General features: G+C 62.0%; 13 protein-coding genes. 1 reads left to right on the top strand and 12 read right to left on the bottom strand.

From position 1 onward, the window contains the following. Nucleotides 1-191: 191 nt before the first annotated feature. The 6 genes from DMX11_RS21825 to DMX11_RS21800 all read right to left on the bottom strand — a co-directional run bounded on the left by DMX11_RS21825 (nt 192) and on the right by DMX11_RS21800 (nt 6,179). Nucleotides 192-1,610: an efflux transporter outer membrane subunit gene (locus tag DMX11_RS21825; RefSeq protein WP_110746748.1), complete on the bottom strand. Its 1,419-nt coding sequence runs from the start codon at nt 1,608-1,610 to the stop codon at nt 192-194. Next, nucleotides 1,607-2,482 carry an HlyD family secretion protein gene (locus DMX11_RS21820; protein WP_110746746.1) on the bottom strand — a complete coding sequence of 292 codons (876 nt, stop codon included), beginning with the start codon at nt 2,480-2,482 and terminating at the stop codon, nt 1,607-1,609. The genes DMX11_RS21825 and DMX11_RS21820 overlap by 4 nt, the downstream gene beginning before the upstream one ends. Next, complete coding sequence (locus DMX11_RS21815; RefSeq protein WP_110746744.1) at nt 2,479-2,691, bottom strand: DUF1656 domain-containing protein; 213 nt, start codon at nt 2,689-2,691, stop codon at nt 2,479-2,481. Before DMX11_RS21815 ends, DMX11_RS21820 begins: the two co-directional genes overlap by 4 nt. Continuing rightward, entirely contained in the window at nt 2,688-4,775 is a 2,088-nt protein-coding gene (locus DMX11_RS21810; protein ID WP_110746742.1) for an FUSC family protein, read from the bottom strand. The genes DMX11_RS21815 and DMX11_RS21810 overlap by 4 nt, the downstream gene beginning before the upstream one ends. Next, nucleotides 4,772-5,224 (bottom strand): MarR family winged helix-turn-helix transcriptional regulator, encoded by a 453-nt coding sequence (locus DMX11_RS21805; RefSeq protein ID WP_110746740.1) that lies wholly within the window; start codon nt 5,222-5,224, stop codon nt 4,772-4,774. The genes DMX11_RS21810 and DMX11_RS21805 overlap by 4 nt, the downstream gene beginning before the upstream one ends. 160 nt (nt 5,225-5,384) lie before the next feature. Then, nucleotides 5,385-6,179, bottom strand: a complete 795-nt coding sequence (locus DMX11_RS21800; RefSeq protein ID WP_110746738.1) for a tetratricopeptide repeat protein — start codon at nt 6,177-6,179, stop codon at nt 5,385-5,387. A gap of 208 nt (nt 6,180-6,387) precedes the next feature. On the opposite strand from DMX11_RS21800, the gene DMX11_RS21795 reads away from it, so the two are divergent. Continuing rightward, nucleotides 6,388-6,945 carry a WYL domain-containing protein gene (locus tag DMX11_RS21795; protein ID WP_110746735.1) on the top strand — a complete coding sequence of 186 codons (558 nt, stop codon included), beginning with the start codon at nt 6,388-6,390 and terminating at the stop codon, nt 6,943-6,945. Nucleotides 6,946-7,056: 111 nt separating this feature from the next. Here the strand turns inward: DMX11_RS21795 and DMX11_RS21790 are convergent, their stop codons facing one another. From DMX11_RS21790 to DMX11_RS21765, 6 genes are all read right to left on the bottom strand, one after another. Beyond that, nucleotides 7,057-7,920 (bottom strand): ABC transporter permease, encoded by an 864-nt coding sequence (locus tag DMX11_RS21790; RefSeq protein WP_110746733.1) that lies wholly within the window; start codon nt 7,918-7,920, stop codon nt 7,057-7,059. 14 nt (nt 7,921-7,934) lie between these two features. Continuing rightward, a complete protein-coding gene (locus DMX11_RS21785) occupies nt 7,935-8,798 on the bottom strand; it encodes an ABC transporter ATP-binding protein (RefSeq protein ID WP_110746731.1) in 864 nt (287 codons plus the stop codon). A gap of 6 nt (nt 8,799-8,804) precedes the next feature. Beyond that, the gene (locus DMX11_RS21780; protein ID WP_110746728.1) at nt 8,805-9,824 is read right to left on the bottom strand and encodes an ABC transporter substrate-binding protein; all 1,020 of its coding nucleotides are present in this window, start codon (nt 9,822-9,824) and stop codon (nt 8,805-8,807) included. An 18-nt stretch (nt 9,825-9,842) separates the two neighbouring features. Next, on the bottom strand, nt 9,843-10,742 hold the full coding sequence (locus tag DMX11_RS21775) for a TauD/TfdA family dioxygenase (RefSeq protein WP_110746726.1): 900 nt from the start codon (nt 10,740-10,742) through the stop codon (nt 9,843-9,845). Nucleotides 10,743-10,929: 187 nt separating this feature from the next. Further along, entirely contained in the window at nt 10,930-11,271 is a 342-nt protein-coding gene (locus DMX11_RS21770) for a tryptophan synthase subunit beta (RefSeq protein ID WP_110746723.1), read from the bottom strand. 251 nt (nt 11,272-11,522) lie between these two features. Beyond that, nucleotides 11,523-15,058: type I secretion C-terminal target domain-containing protein (locus DMX11_RS21765; RefSeq protein ID WP_146230374.1), on the bottom strand; the 3,536-nt coding region annotated here is incomplete at its 5' end.

The following is a 15,058-nucleotide window of genomic DNA, read 5'->3' as shown; positions in this document are numbered from 1 at the left end:
TTCCCTCAAGGGTGCTGGGCGGATTTCATGAAAAATCTTGCTACAAATCAGATGAAGCGGGATGGCATTCAACCTTAGGGTGGCCCGGAAACTATCGGAGCTGACTTGGCGGCGATGGGCCGCAAAGCGGCCCCAGATTCCTGAAGGTTATTGACCTGCCTTGGCTCTTTCAGCGCCTCGACACTCTGACCTCAAGGCTTGACGGTGTCCTTCCACCCCCCACCCAACGCCAGGAACACCCCAATTTGCCCCAGCGCCACTTGGCTATTGGCCGCCGCCAGCTGCGCACGCACATCGGTATACGTTCGCGTCGCCTGCAAATCCGCCAGGAACGACTCACGCCCTGCCTGGTAATACCGGTGCGTCTGGTCCGCCGCTTCTTTCGCCGACTTCTCCGCTTCGGCAAGGGCATCGCGCCGGTCCAGCAGGGCGCTGTACTGCGCCAGGCGGGTTTGGGTCTCACGGATGGCGTTCAGCACCACCCCGTCGAAGCTGGCCAAGGCTGCCTGGGTCGAGGCTTCGGCCATGCGAATGCGGGCGCGGGTGCCGTTGGTGGGAATGCTCCAACTGATCTGCGGGCCAAAGCCCCAACGATTCGTCGAAGGGTCGCCAAGGTCCTCGAGAATACCAATGGTCCCCACCTGGGCCCCGATGCTGATGTCCGGGTACAGCGCGCCGGTCGCTACACCTATGTAGGCAGTGGCTGCAGCCAGCTGGCGCTCGGCCTGGCGGACGTCAGGGCGGCGCTTGAGCAAGGCCGCGCCGTCGCCCACCGGAACCAGCTGGTTCAGGTGCGGCAGCTCGGCACAATCAGCGGTACCGGCAGGTAGCTGGTCCACGGGCCTGGCGAGCAGCGCGGCCAGGGTGTACATGCCGGTCTCACGCTCAGCCTTGAAGCGTGGCAGTTCGGCGCGCAACGACTTGAACTGGGTCTGCGAACGCGTGACTTGGGTTTCATCACCGCGCCCGGCATCACGCAAACGCTGGTTGAGCTTCACGCTCTGCTCCTGCAAATCGAGTGACTCGCGGGCAATGTGGTACTCCTCGTTGGCCGAGCACACCTGGGTGTAGGCCTTGACCACATCCGCGACCAAGGTGATACGGGCGGTGTCGGCCGCAGCCTGGACAGCGTCGGCATTGGCTTTGGCCGCCTCGGTGCCGCGCTTGAAGGTACCCCACAGGTCAAACTGATAAGAAGCGCTGACGATGGCTTCACCAATGTTGGCCACCGGCACCTTCTCGGTCAGCAAGAATGCCTGGCCAGCCTCTTGCAAACGCTGGGCACCGATTTTGACCCCGCCGTTGAAGCCGCCTTGCGATTCGGCCACGTCCACCTGAGCGCGGGCTTTGGCGATGTTGGCGGCAGCCACGCGCAGTTCGGTGTTCGCGCTCAGGGCCTGGCGTACAAGCTCGTTCAGACGTGGATCCTGATACAGCTGCCACCAGTCCTCGGGCACCGGCGCCGAGACCACGCTGTCGGCATCCTGGCGCAGTGGGCCGTTGAGGTCGCTGCGTTGCACCGCCGCGTCCTTCGGCACCTCGTAGTCGGGGCCGACCATCATGCAAGCCCCCAGTGACAGGCAGAGGCCAGCCAGGATCAACTGTTTCATGGACGCGGGCCCTCGATGATCGACACCGTGGCAGTCCGCCCGGCGATCATGCGGAAGTCTTGCGGCACTTCGTCAAAGGCAATGCGCACCGGAATGCGCTGGGCCAGGCGTACCCAACTGAACGCGGGGTTGACGTTGGGCAGCAGGTTGGCGCCGCTGCTGCGGTCGCGGTCTTCGATGCCGGCGGCGAAGCTTTGCACATGGCCGCGCAAGCGGGTGTTGTCGCCCATCACGCGGATGTCCACGGCGTCGCCGATGTGGATCCCGCCCAGCTTGGTTTCTTCGAAGTAGCCATCGACATGGTACGAGGCGCTGTCGACCACCGAGAGCACCGGGCGGCCGGCAGTGACGAACTCGTGGTTACGAGGCGCGCGGTCGTTGAGGTAGCCGTCCACCGGGCTGCGGACCACCGAGCGATCGAGGTTGAGCTGTGCGGTATCGACCGCCACCTGCGCCTCGCTGACGGCGGAGCGGGCGCGGGCCTCGCGGGACTGGCTTTCTTCCAACTGCTCGGCGGCCACCAGGTTACCCAGCTTGCGGTTACGCTGCGCTTCGCGGGAGGCCTGGGCGAGGGTTTCCTGGCGCTCGCCCAACGTGGCCTTGGCCTGGCGCAGCGCCAGGGTGAAGCGGTCTTGGTCGATGGTGAACAACACATCGCCGCGCTTGACGGTCTGGTTGTCGCGCACCTCGACCCTCTGGATCAACCCCGACACATCGGGTGCGATCTGGATCACGTCGGCACGAATGTGGCCGTCGCGGGTCCAGGGGGCAAACATGTAGTAGACCACCATCTGCCATACGAGCACGGCGGCGAAGGTCACTACCAGCAAGGTCAGGACCACACGGCCCAGGGTCAGCAAAGGTTTTTTCATGGCAGCATCAGGTTTCGACAAAAGTGGTCCACCGCGCCAAGCAGCACGGCATACAGGGCAACGTTAAACAACGCCCGGTGCCAGACCAGGCGGTAGAAATGCACGCGCAACAGCACCGCGTGCACCCCCAGGAACAGCAGGTAGGTGCCAAACATCATTACCAGCAGCGTGGGCAGGAACACCCCGCTGATATCCAGTTCACCAATCACAGGGGCGCTCCGTCGAGGCCGGGTGGCAGTTGTGGTTGTTCGGCGGGCTCGAGCATCACCTCCACCCCGGGCAGCAGCGCCAGGCGCAGGCCGCTCAGAGCGTGCAGCAAATGAGTGCGGGCATCGCCACGCTCGTACAACTCGTCAAGGTTCAGCGCCAGCCGCGCCCGCTCCATGTTGCGCAGCAGTGCGGCCGGGGCATGCAGGCGTTCGCCGGCACGCAGGCAAGCAGCGTAGTGCGCGCCGACTTCCTCGATTACCGTGTTCAGCCGTTCACGGGCCTGCTGGCCAGCGCGCGGCAGGTAGGCAATCAGGTCGAGCAGGTTCAGCCCGACGCGCAGATCGCGCAGGGCCACACCGCTGTCCTGGCCGGTTTGCGACAGACGCGGCAGGTGCTGCATCAGGCGGTCGAGCATTTGCACACCGACCTGACGGTGCTCGGCCAGGGTCGCTGGCTCGGTCATTTCAACGATGTCGCGCCAGGCGAAGCGGGTCATGCGCTTGGCCGCCAGCTCTACGCCGAACGGGCGCATCACCAACGTCCAGATAAAGGCGAACAGCAGGCCAACCGGGCCGGCCAGGTTGGAGTTGAGGAAAGTGAAGAAGTCGGCGTCGTAGGCGCCCTGGATGCTGATGAAGGTCGAGGTGTTGACGATGGTCAGCAGGGTGCCCAGGTAAAAACGCGGCTGCACGGTCAGGGTACCGACACAAATGAACGGTACAGCGAAGGCCAGCACCAGCATCGGGAAGTCGTGCAGGTTGGGCAGTACCAGGAACAGGTACAGGCTGGAGAAAATCACCGACATCAAGGTCCAGAAGAAGAACCGGTAGATTTGCGGCGCCGGGTCATCCATGGCGGCAAAGAAGCTGCAAGATACGGCAGCGAGAATCACCGCACTGGCGCCATCGTTCCAGCCCAGACCGATCCACAAGCCGCAGGCGACCACGATTGCCAGAACCGTGGAGGCCACCGAATAGAGCATCAAGCCGCGGTCGAAGAATGCCGTCAGGCGGCCCAGGCGCCAGTGGCGGTAGACCGCACGCCATGGCGTGGCGTCGTCAGTGCGCAAGGCATGTTGCAGCGCGCAGCAGTCCTGCCACAGGTCGGCCCATTCAGTCAGGCGATAAAGGGCGTTGGACAGCAGCAGTTCGGCGCGCTGGTCGAGCATGGCGGCAGCGGGCTGCAGGCGGTCGATTTGCTCGTGCAATGCGGTCCAGCGCGCCACCGACGCACTGTCGGCCGTGCCTTTGAGCCATTCGCGGGCGGCTGCAAGCACAGGCTGCAGCTGGGCGAACTGGGCCGCGGCGCGGCCTTCAAGGGCGACCAACGCGTCATCGAGCGCATCGATCACCGGCAGCAGGTGAATCATCCGTCCACGCAGTTCGCGGGCATTCTTCAAGGTATGCGGGCCAGCACCTTCATGACCGAGCTGGCCGATCATCAGTTCCAGCGAGTTGAAGGTGGCGACCATCGCCCCGCGCATGCCGCCGACCTTGTCGGCGCTGACATCGCGGGCCAGGTAGGTGTCGCTGTAGCGAATCGCTTCGGCGAACCAGTTGCCGGTGGCGCCAACCACCACGGGCGCCAGCCGGCGCGGCCAGAAGATGGCTCCGACCACCGCCGCACAGACGATCCCCAGGCAGATTTCCTGGGCACGGGAAGACGCTACGTCGAACACAGCCAGCGGGTTATCCACAACCGCCAGCGCAATCATTGGCAGGGTGTAGCCCGCCAGCATCAGGACGTAGTTGTTTGCCGTGCGCAGGTTCAGTGAGAGGAACAGCAAGGTGCCGGTCCACAGGGCGATGGCAATGCTCAGCAGCAACGGTGACTGCACCAGCGGCGGCACCAGGAAAATCGCCCCGCCGGCCCCGAGCAAGGTTCCCACGGCGCGGTAAACGGCCTTGGAACTGGTCGGGCCTACGAACGGGCTGGAGACGATATACACCGTGGCCATCGCCCAGTAGGGGCGCGGCAGCTGCATGAGCAGGGCGATGTACAGGGCAATCATGGATGCGGCAAAGGTGCGCAGGCCGTAGAACCAGTCGCGCGCCGGGGGGACGGAGCTGAAGAAGCCGTTCATGCCACGCCGCCCGTACTGCCCAGGCCGGCCGCCTCAAAGGCGCGCAGCACCCGCAAGGCGGCTTCCAGGTCAGCCTGGTCGATGCCGTGCAGCACATCGCGGCGCAGGCGCACCAGCTCGGCTTCAATGGCTTCGGCCAAGGCGCGGCCTTCGCCGGTCAGGCTCAGGGCCTTGGCGCGGCGGTCGAGTGGGTCCTCGCTGCGGCAGACCAGGCCGGCTTTGCACAGTTGATCGAGCAGGCGCACCAGCGATGGGCTTTCCAGCCCGGCGGCCTGGGCCACAGCCACCTGGTGCACGCCGTCACCCAGACGCACGATCATCAGCAGTGGCGCGGCGCAAGCCTCGGAAATGCCGTAACCGGTCAGCGCAGCATGGCAAATGCGCCGCCAATGGCGAGCGGCAACCACCATGCCGCTGCTGACTTGCAGGCGCAGGAGATCAAGGGACATTGAAGGAACCAAGGATATTCATAGTTTGCTAACTATCAATATACGCCTGTGCCTCCCCCTGTCGTCAACAGGGGCTGACCAGGGGTATGGATGAATTGTTGTTCATGCTGGGGGTATTTGGCTGCCTGTGCCGGCGGCAGTGCCAGTACAGGCGACAGAATCAGGGCTGTATCTGATCTTCCAGCTTCATGGTCAGAGCTAGCGTACTGCCCATGTGCACTGCGCGGTCGCGCCACTCCTGGTATCGCACTCCGTCACGGCTGCTGAAATGCACAGCCAACTCCTCGGCTGCCTGCACCACCCCGGCCGCTGCCGCCAGTTCCAGCCAGTACAGCGCGGCCTTGACGTCAGCCGCCACATGCAGCCCGTGCATCAACCGGTAACCCACCTCAAAACGGCAGCGCGCCTCGCCCCGTTCTGCACCGCGCATGAACCACTGGTAGGCCTGCACGAGGTCGACCTGCCAGTCCAGAGCGCCGTCGCACACTTCCTCCTCATACAGGTCGCCCAATGCCGCCGCCGCGTGCAACATGCCGCGCTCAAAGGCTTGCCGATAGCAATCGGCCGCCTGAACGTAGGATGGATCGATGCCTTTGCCAAAATAGTGCTGCTGCCCGAGGTTGAACCAGGCGGCGGCATTGCCCTGCAACGCGGCCATGCGCAGCAGGTGCCCCGCCAGTACGGTATCGGCACGCCAGTATTTGCCGTTGAGCCAGATCCAGCCGAGGTCATTCAGGGCCGCCACGCTGCCTTGCAAGGCCTGGTGGCGCAGGTCGGCATACACCGTCTGCAGATCGCTGGCCTCGTCCAGGCGATTGACCAGCAATGAACGCTGGCTAGGCAGGCCCACACCGGCAAACATTCGATGCCGCCTACCGACAGGCGCAGGTGGGGCGATGACCCGTTCAGGCAAAAGGCGGGCAAGCAGCGAATGGATATTGCTGACAGCAGACATGTTCATCCTCATTGAACGACGCACAACCCCAACCTTCGGCTGTGATGAGGCGTGATTTTGCGTGACGTCACGTCAAAACCTGTCGCGAACGATTCGGCACAAGGCAACCAAATGCGAGTTCCTTGATCTGAGCAGGCTGTGGCCAATTGCCATACTTCACGCCTGCGGCCATCCTGTTGCAGCAAAGCCTAGACAAGGACGTTATCTTTTGCCGTTCGCCACCACTCGCGCCACCCTCAGCCGTCAGTGGGCGCTGCTGCGCCAGCTACCCAGCCGCTCTCCTGGCATTACCAGCGCCGAATTGGTGTGGCGCCTGCGCGATGTGGGCTTTACGGTCAGCAAACGCACTGTCGAGCGAGACCTCAATGAGCTGTCGCTGATCTTTCCCCTGGAGCGCAATGACAAGAGCATTCCGTTCGGCTGGCACTGGTCGGCAAGTGCCGTAGGCGAGTTGCGCGGTAACTTCGACCTGCTCACGCACCTGCGCGGTGATGCGCTGCAACCGGTCCAGGGCGAGGGCGTGGAGCTGGTGGCGCGGATCAGTGATGCGCTGGCGCGGCAGTTGCGGGAAGCGCCTTTGAGCAGCGACATGCAGCTGACGGCGCTGGAGCATGGGCATCGGTTGCGGGGCACGGTGAGCGATGGCTGGCCGCTGCGTTGGTGGCTGTTGAGCCATGGCGATGGCGTGGTGGTGGAACAGCCTACGGGGTTGCGGGAAGAAATTGGCAGGATCCTGAGCAATGCGGCGGCGCAGTACCTTGATTGAACCTGTAGTGACCCTATCGCCGGCAAGCCAGCACCCACAGGTATGCCACCGCCCCCAAGGCTTGTGAATCTCCTGTGGGAGTTGGCTTGCCGGCGATAGGGCCAGTACAGGTCAGCGCTGCATGCCCCAGCGCCGCACCGTCAGCCGCTCCAAGGTATTGAACACCAGCCCTTCCACCAGCAAACCGATCAGGATTACTACCGCCAAACCGGCGAACACCTTGTCGGTGTACAGCTCGTTCCGGTTCTGGAAGATGTACCATCCCAGCCCGCCCTTGCCACTGCTGGCGCCGAACACCAATTCGGCGGCGATCAGGGTGCGCCAGGCAAACGCCCAGCCAATCTTCAAACCCGACAGAATCGATGGCAAGGCCGCCGGTACCAGGATGTGCAGCACCAGCCGCAGCCCCTTCAGGCCATAGTTGCGCCCAGCCATACGCAGGGTCTCGGACACGCCGAGAAAACCTGCGTAGGTATTTAGTGCCAATGCCCACAGCACCGAATGCACCAGCACGAAGATCAGGCTGTTGTCACCCAGCCCGAACCAAAGCAAGGCCAGCGGCAGCAAAGCGATGGCCGGCAGCGGGTTGAACATCGAAGTGAGCGTGCCCAGCAAGTCCCGTCCTAATTGGGTGGAAACCGCCAGGCTGGTCAAACCGAAGGCCAGGACAATACCCAATACATAGCCCTTGAGCAGGATCACCAACGAAACCCCGACCTTGGCCGGCAGCTCACCACTGATCAAGCCGCCCCACAGGGCTGCAGCTGTTTGCAGGAAGCTGGGCAGCAGCAGGTCGTTACCCTGGTATCGCGCAGCGGCCTCCCACAGCACGGCGATTACCAGCAGGATTACCGCTTTGCGCAACCAGCCCTGCTGCCACAGGCGCTGGGCCAACGGTAATCGGCGCTCCACCGGCACACTGAGCAGGGGCTGCAGCTGCACCTCGTATTCCTGGCGTACAGGTGTAGTGGTCATGGCTGAAGCTCCTTTCAGTAGGCGATGCGAATGTCGTTGAAGCCCAGGTCGTCGGACTGTTCCGGGACCTCTGCCTCGTCGAACAGCAAACGATGGATACGCCGGGCACTGGCCTGGAAGTCACTGCCGCCCAGACTGCCCAAGTCGTATTGGTGGCTGTGCACTTCTGCGCGCACCCGCCCCGGGTGCGGCGACAACAGCAGGATGCGATTGCCGACCACCAGCGCTTCTTCGATGGAGTGGGTGACGAACAGCAGGGTGAAGCGCACCTCCTCCCACAGCAGCAGCAACTCTTCCTGCATCTTGCGTCGGGTCAGCGCATCCAGTGCAGCAAATGGCTCGTCCATCAGCAGGATCTTCGGCTGCGTAGCCAAGGCACGGGCAATCGCCACGCGGGCCTTCATGCCCCCCGACAAGGTATGCGGATAGGCATCGGCAAAGGCCGCCAGGCCGACCTTGTCCAGGTAATGCAGTGCCCGTTCTTCTGCTTCGGCGCGCTTGAGCTGACCCGAAACCAACAGCGGGAACATCACGTTCTGCTTCACCGTTTTCCATGGTGGCAGCTGGTCGAACTCCTGGAACACCACGATGCGGTCAGGGCCGGGGCCACGTACCGCCTGGCCTTGCAGCAGAATCTGTCCTTCCTGTGGCTGGATGAACCCGGCAACCGCCTTGAGCAAGGTGGACTTGCCGCAGCCAGAGGGGCCGAGCAGCACAAAACGGTCGGCACGATCGACTTCGAAGCTGACCTGGTGGGTGGCACGCACCACGCGTTGCGCGGTGCGGTATTCGAGGCTGAGGTTATCCACCTTCAGCAAAGGTGGCATTACGACACGGCTCAGGTTGCTGACCGTGTGGCCTGGCAAAGGGGCGGTCATGATCAGTCAGCTCCCCTGCAGCGGGCGTTCATCCTGGAAGAAGTAGTCCTTCCACGATTCCGGCTTGTGCTTGATGGCGCCTACCCGATACAGGAAATCGGCGAGCTTGTAGGTGTTCTTTGGCGTGACAGTGAACTCGTACTGCGGGTTGTCGATCAGCTTGATCAGCGCGTCGCGGTCGATCTTGGCGTTGGTCACGCGGATGTAGGTGTCGGCGGCAGCGGCCTTGTCCTTCTGGGCGAAGTCTGCGGCTTCAGCCAAGGCGTCGACGAAGGCCTTGTAGGTTTTCGGGTTGTCCTTGCGGAATTTTTCAGTCGCGAACAGCAAGGTCGGCGAGTTGGGCCCGAGCAGGTCGTAGCTGTTGAGCACCACGTGCACGTCCTTGTTGGCCAGCACCTGGTCCTGGAACGGCGGGTTGGAGAAGTGACCGTTCAGCTCGGTGCCACCGGCCAGCAACGCGGCGGTGGCGTCCGGGTGCGGTACGGCCAGGGTGTACTTGTCGAGGCGGTTGTATTCCTTGTCGCCCCATTGCTGGGCAGCGGCGTATTGCAGGAAGCGCGACTGTACCGACACGCCTACCGCCGGCAGCGCGATGCGGTCCTTGTCGGAGATGTCGGCGATGGTCTTCACATTGGGGTTGCTACTGACCAGGTAATACGGGAAGTTACCCAGCGAGGCCACAGCCTTGACGTTCTGCCGGCCCTTGGTGCGGTCCCAGACGGTCAGCAGCGGGCCGACCCCAGCACCGGCGATATCGACCGAGCCGGAAAGCAGGGCGTCGTTGATCGCCGAACCACCCGACAATTGGGCCCAGTCGACTTCGATGTCGATGCCCTGCTCCTTGCCGTGTTTCTCGAGCAGGTGCTGGTCACGCACCACGTTAAGCAGCAGGTAGACGATGCCGAACTGCTCGGCGATGCGAATCTTGCCTTCTGCTTGTGCCACGGCGGGGGCCGCCAGGCTGCCGACGACCAGGCTAGCGCCCAGGCCGATGCTTGCCGCCAGGCGGCTGATGGATTTGCGCATGATGGTATTCCTCAGACGTCAGAAAGGGGCATCGCCCTGGATAGTGGTGCGATACAGCTTGCGCCGCAGGTGGGCGGGGCAACCGGTGGCCAGGTGAATCAGCGAGCGGTTGTCCCAGAACACCAGGTCGTGGGGCCGCCACTGGTGGCGGTAGATGTTCTGCTCCAGCACGCTGAGGGCGTAGAGCTGCTGCAGCACGTCGCGACTTTCGTCATCTGGCAAGCCGAGGATGCGGGTAGTGAAGCCTTCGCTGACGAACAGTGCCTTGCGGCCGTTTTCCGGATGAGTGCGCACCACCGGGTGAATCACTTCCTGAACCTGTGCCAGTTGCTCGGCAGTCAGGATCGGGCGCCAATTACCTTCGAACTTGGTTTCGGCGTAACGGGCGGTGTAGGAGTGGGCTGCATCGCGGCCCTCGACCACTTTGCGCAGGGCGTCAGGCACAGCGTCCCAGGCCTTGTGCATGTCAGCAAACAGCGTGTCCCCGCCTTCGCTGGGCAGTTCCTGGGCGTGCAGCATGGAGCCAAGGCTGGGCAACGCTTTGTAGGACAGGTCTGAATGCCAGAACTTGCCGGCATCACCCAGGCCGATGTTCTGGCCATTCTCGATGATGTTGGAAACGATCAGGATCTCGGGGTGGCCGGCAAGCAGGAACTGCTTGAGCACGTGGATCTGCAATTCGCCGAAGCGCCGGCTGAAGGCAATTTGTTGATCTGGGCTGATGCGCTGGTCGCGGAACACCAGCACATGGTGATCGAGGTGGGCGCGATGGATACGCGCGAAATCCCCAGCGTTGAGCGGTGTGGCGAGGTCCAGGCCGATGATTTCGGCGCCGACGGCACCGGCGAACGGGCGGATTTCGAAGGATTGCGGCTGGGCGCTGTCGATGGTCGACAAGGCGTTCGAGGCGGCTGACATTTTTCACTCCCACGCAGTGCGCGACTTCAATGGCGCGCAACGATCAGAAACGCACGGGGATTTCCCGTGTGGGTTCAAGTCGTGCGGCGCATCGATTGGTCGACGGGTACGCAGTGGAAGCGACTATAAAGTCATAAGAAGAATAATTTAAATACCTTTAAAGAATAACCATAGCACCGAGCCTTGCTCAGATCAGCCCGCCCTGCTCCTCCTCATCGATCAGGTTGTTCAGGCTGCTGAGCGCCTTGCGCGCCGTGGAACGGTTGAGCAGCTTGGCCTGTGCGCCTGCGGGCAGATCGGTGATCTTGAACACACCCTTGGCGGTCAGTACATCAATCAGGTCTTCAAGCACACGGATCATGTCCAAGTCGCTTTGCTTGAGCTGGTTGAGGCTGTTTTCCACGACATCGTCGGCAAACCACTCCTGAATATCGGCATGATCAGCGGGTAGCATTTCGGTGAACTGGTCAAAAGCGGCTGCCTCTACCCGCAGCAACTCACCAGCAGCATTGCGTTGCACGTAGAACATGGCGGTGTCCCTCGTCACGTTGATTCCTTGTTGGTAGGCAGCAGCATAGGCAAAGATCAGCAGGCACGCAGGCCCGGCGCCAGAGTATGCGCTGTCGAGAGATGGCAGGAAAGAGCCGTGACCGCTGCGCGGCCAATCGCCGGCAAGCCAGCGCCCACAGGGGTAGCACAACCTTGAAGGCTTGCACTGTACCTATGCGGGCTGGCTTGCCAGCGACCGGGCTGCAGAGCAGCCCGCTAACGCATCAGCAATCAGCTGTCCTTGTTGTGAATGATGATGGTCGGGTCAGCACCGCTGATCAACGAGTTGATCGTGGTGTTGGACCAGTTCACCCCTTCCAGCTTGATGGTCACGTCGGCGTTGGCGATACCACCTTCGGCGTTGAGCTTGCCTTCGCTGCTGACCTGCAACGTAGTCGTGCCTTCCACCGTGGAGAGTTTCAGGTAGTTGTCGATGGTGCTGCCCTTCTCGCCCTGCAGCAGGTCCTTCAGGTCGATCCGGTCGCCCTCGGCCACCTTGAAGTCTTTGATCACGTCGCTGCCAATGTCGCCAGCCTTCCACACGAAGGTGTCGGCACCGCTGCCACCGATCAGGATATCGTTGCCCTCGCCACCGATCAGGGTGTCATTGCCAGTACCGCCCAGCAGGATGTCATTACCTTTGCCACCGTTGAGCGTGTCGTTACCACCTTGGCCGAAGAGGATATCGTTGCCATTGCCGCCCGACAGGATGTCGTTGCCATCTTTGGCGCCAGAGATATCGAATTCGCTGTAGTGCTCGCTGATGTACTGGTGCACATTGCTGGTGCTGACGGCGCTGACTTCGACCCCACTCTTCTGCGCGACATAGGTTTGCAGGGCCTGATAGCCCTCACTCACCACACCGTTGAGGGTGATCAGGTCACCGAAGATGATGTCGTTGCCGTTGCCACCGTCGATGGTATCAGCACCCGGTACCGTTGCTTCGGAGTGGCCGAGGATCGCCTTGGCCAGGTCGGACGGATCGATGTTGGTCTGTGGCTTGCCAGCGCTGTCGTACGGCGACAGGTCGCTCAGCGTGACATCACTGTTCAGGCCGATGGCTTGCACTTTGGTCACGCCAGAAAGCAGGTTGAAACTCGCCGTCGAGCCATCAGCCGCATTGGAAAGGTTATTCGAGCTTGTCCCGCCGTTGCCGGCCAGATTGGACAGCTCGTAGGTACCGTCACCCTGGGCATGGATGGTGCCCAAGTCGCTGGTCGAATCCAGGCGACCACTGCTCCGGTAGGTATAGAGCGTGACCGTCCCGTTGCTGCTGATTTCCAGCTTGTGGGTGCTGTCGACCATGGTGCTGAAGGAGTCACCAATCTTGTAGTTGTTGACGTTGACCACATCGTCCAGGTACTTGCCGCCCGTCCACAGACGCGGGTTGGTCGACTCGCCGTTCTGGTAGTACGTGGGTTTACCGTCGGTGATGAAGTAGGTCAGGTTTTCTGCACCGGTGTTGCTGGTAGCCATGGTGCTCTTGAAGAAGTTGGCAGTGGTCTTGAACGCGTCCTCATAGTTGGTACCGCCACCGTAGTAGCCGCCCACCATCGAGTTCAATACCGCCTGCAACTTGCTCAGGGCATCCGGGTCGGCAAGGTTCACCGCTACGTTCTTGTTCACCTGGGTATCGAAGTCGACCAGGAAGATGTTCACGGTACCCGAAGTGTCGGAGCCCAGGCTGGACTTGAGTGAGTTGAACACCGACGCCAACTGCGCCTTCGCGTCGGAAATCGACTTGTCGCTCATACTGCCCGAGCTGTCGACCATGAAGGCGATGTTGTAGTTCTTGCCCTGGACCACATTAAGGCCAGCCACGTCGGCGACAATGATGTCGTTGCCTTCGCTGCCGGTCATGGTGTCGTTGCCCGCGGTGCCCACGCTGGCCTTGTAGGTCGCGGCGTACACAGTCACCGGGATGTTGCCAGTGGTCATGGCCGAACCGCCCAGGCTTTCAGTGGCAGTCGAGATGACAGTGATGTCGAACGAGCCTTTGTAGTAGGCCGGCGGAGTCAAGGTCAGGCTGCCGAGCTTCCAGCCGGTCACATCCACTGGAGTGCTGCCTACCGTGACCGTGTGGCCTGCGCCATCGCTGAGTACAGTGCCTTTCGGAATACCGCTGAGGGTCACGCTCAGGGTTTCTGAACCGTCGGTATCGGTCAGGGCGGTAGTAATACCGACCAATTTCACCGAGCCACCTTCCGGCCCTTCGTTCAGCTTGTAGCCGTCGTAGTAGCTCTGACCATTTACGGTATGCAGGTCGGACACGCCCAGGCCAGCATTGGCCATCTCGGTCACGTTCTGGTACATCTTGACGTTCGAGCTGTTCAGGTCAGTGACCGCACCCGAGCCTACCTGGATGTTCAGGTCATAGCTGCCCGGACCGGACTGGTTGGCATGGTAGACCTCGATCGGGTAGTAGCCGCTGGTGTTCGGGGTGAAGGTGCCCGAAACCTGGCCACCGCCACCCCAGGTGGCCGTGACCACAGTCTTGCCACCAATGGTGACCACGAAGCTGTCATCAGCAGTGCCGCTAAAGGTGTAGGTCTTGCCGGCTTCCAGGTAGATCAGGCCCGAGGTTTTCGAGCCGGTGCCGGCAGTGACGCTGCCATCAGACTGCACGTTGGTGGTGGTGGAGCTGGAGGCAGCGTTGCCGGAGTTGGCAAAGACCGTCTTGAGCGCATCACCGGTAATGCCATTGCCATCGGTGCCCAGGCCTTTGAGGGTAGTCCAGACTTCCTTGGTCAGGCCTTTGGACGCAACATCGGCGCTGCCGAAGCTCAATGTCGGTTTGTCGGCAACCGGGCTGATGTCGACCTTCATGGTCACTTCGCTGCCCAGGTTGGTGCCGTCGTTCGGCTTGAACTTGAACTGCGCGTAATCGGCCTGTTGGTTACCCACGCCGTTGCCACCATAGTTGTCCGCACCCGACTGGTTCTGAGCCGGTACGAACTTCAGGTTCTGGGCGGTGATATCAGCCTGGCTGATCACCTGGCCAGCGGTCACGTTCACCCATGCAGTCCCGTTGAAGAACTGCAGGGTGCCCGCGGCCGGGAGCGAAGAAATGGTTACTGACAAGCCGGTGTTGCCATCGGCATCGGTGACCTTGAAATCACTCCAGGCGAAGACGTAGTCAGTGTCTTCCACACCGAACACCGCACCGCCAGGCGAAACTGGCAGGTGGTCGTTGTCCAGAATGGTCGTGGTCACGCTCGACTTGCTGCTGTCGACCTGCAGGTTCTCGAAGTTACCACCAGTGGCGGCGTCGATCTTCACCACGAAGTTCTCGGTCCCCTCGACCAGCTTGTCGTCGATGGTCGCGATGTCGAACGTGGTGCTGCTGCTGTTGGCTGGAATTTTCACGGTGGCGACACCGGTAAAGTCCTCACCATTTTTGGCAGTGCCGCTGTAGCTGAGGGTAATGGTGACCTCGGACTTCGACGCATTGCTCAAGGTCAGCGTGTAATGGCCGGTGTCGCCTTCGGTCAGCGAAGTGGTCCCGCTGATGCCGACGGTGGTGACATCACCCTGGTTACCAGTGCCCGGAGTGCCCACACCTGGCTCGTCGGTAACGGTGGTGGTCACCTGGGTTTTATCCAGGGTCAGTTTCTCGAACTTGCCGACGTCATCGCCGCTGACCGAGGCGATCGACTTGATCACCGCCGGGTTACTGCCGACGTAGACGTTGTCCGGAGCGGTGACGGTAGCAGTCCCTACGGTGCTGTTGGCCGGCACGGTGATGACGGTGGTGCCGTCGCTCAAGG

Source organism: Pseudomonas sp. LB-090624 (genome assembly GCF_003205205.1).
GTDB lineage: Bacteria > Pseudomonadota > Gammaproteobacteria > Pseudomonadales > Pseudomonadaceae > Aquipseudomonas.
The sequence above is the reverse complement of the archived record's forward strand: the minus strand, read 5'-3'. Positions and strand labels throughout refer to the sequence as shown.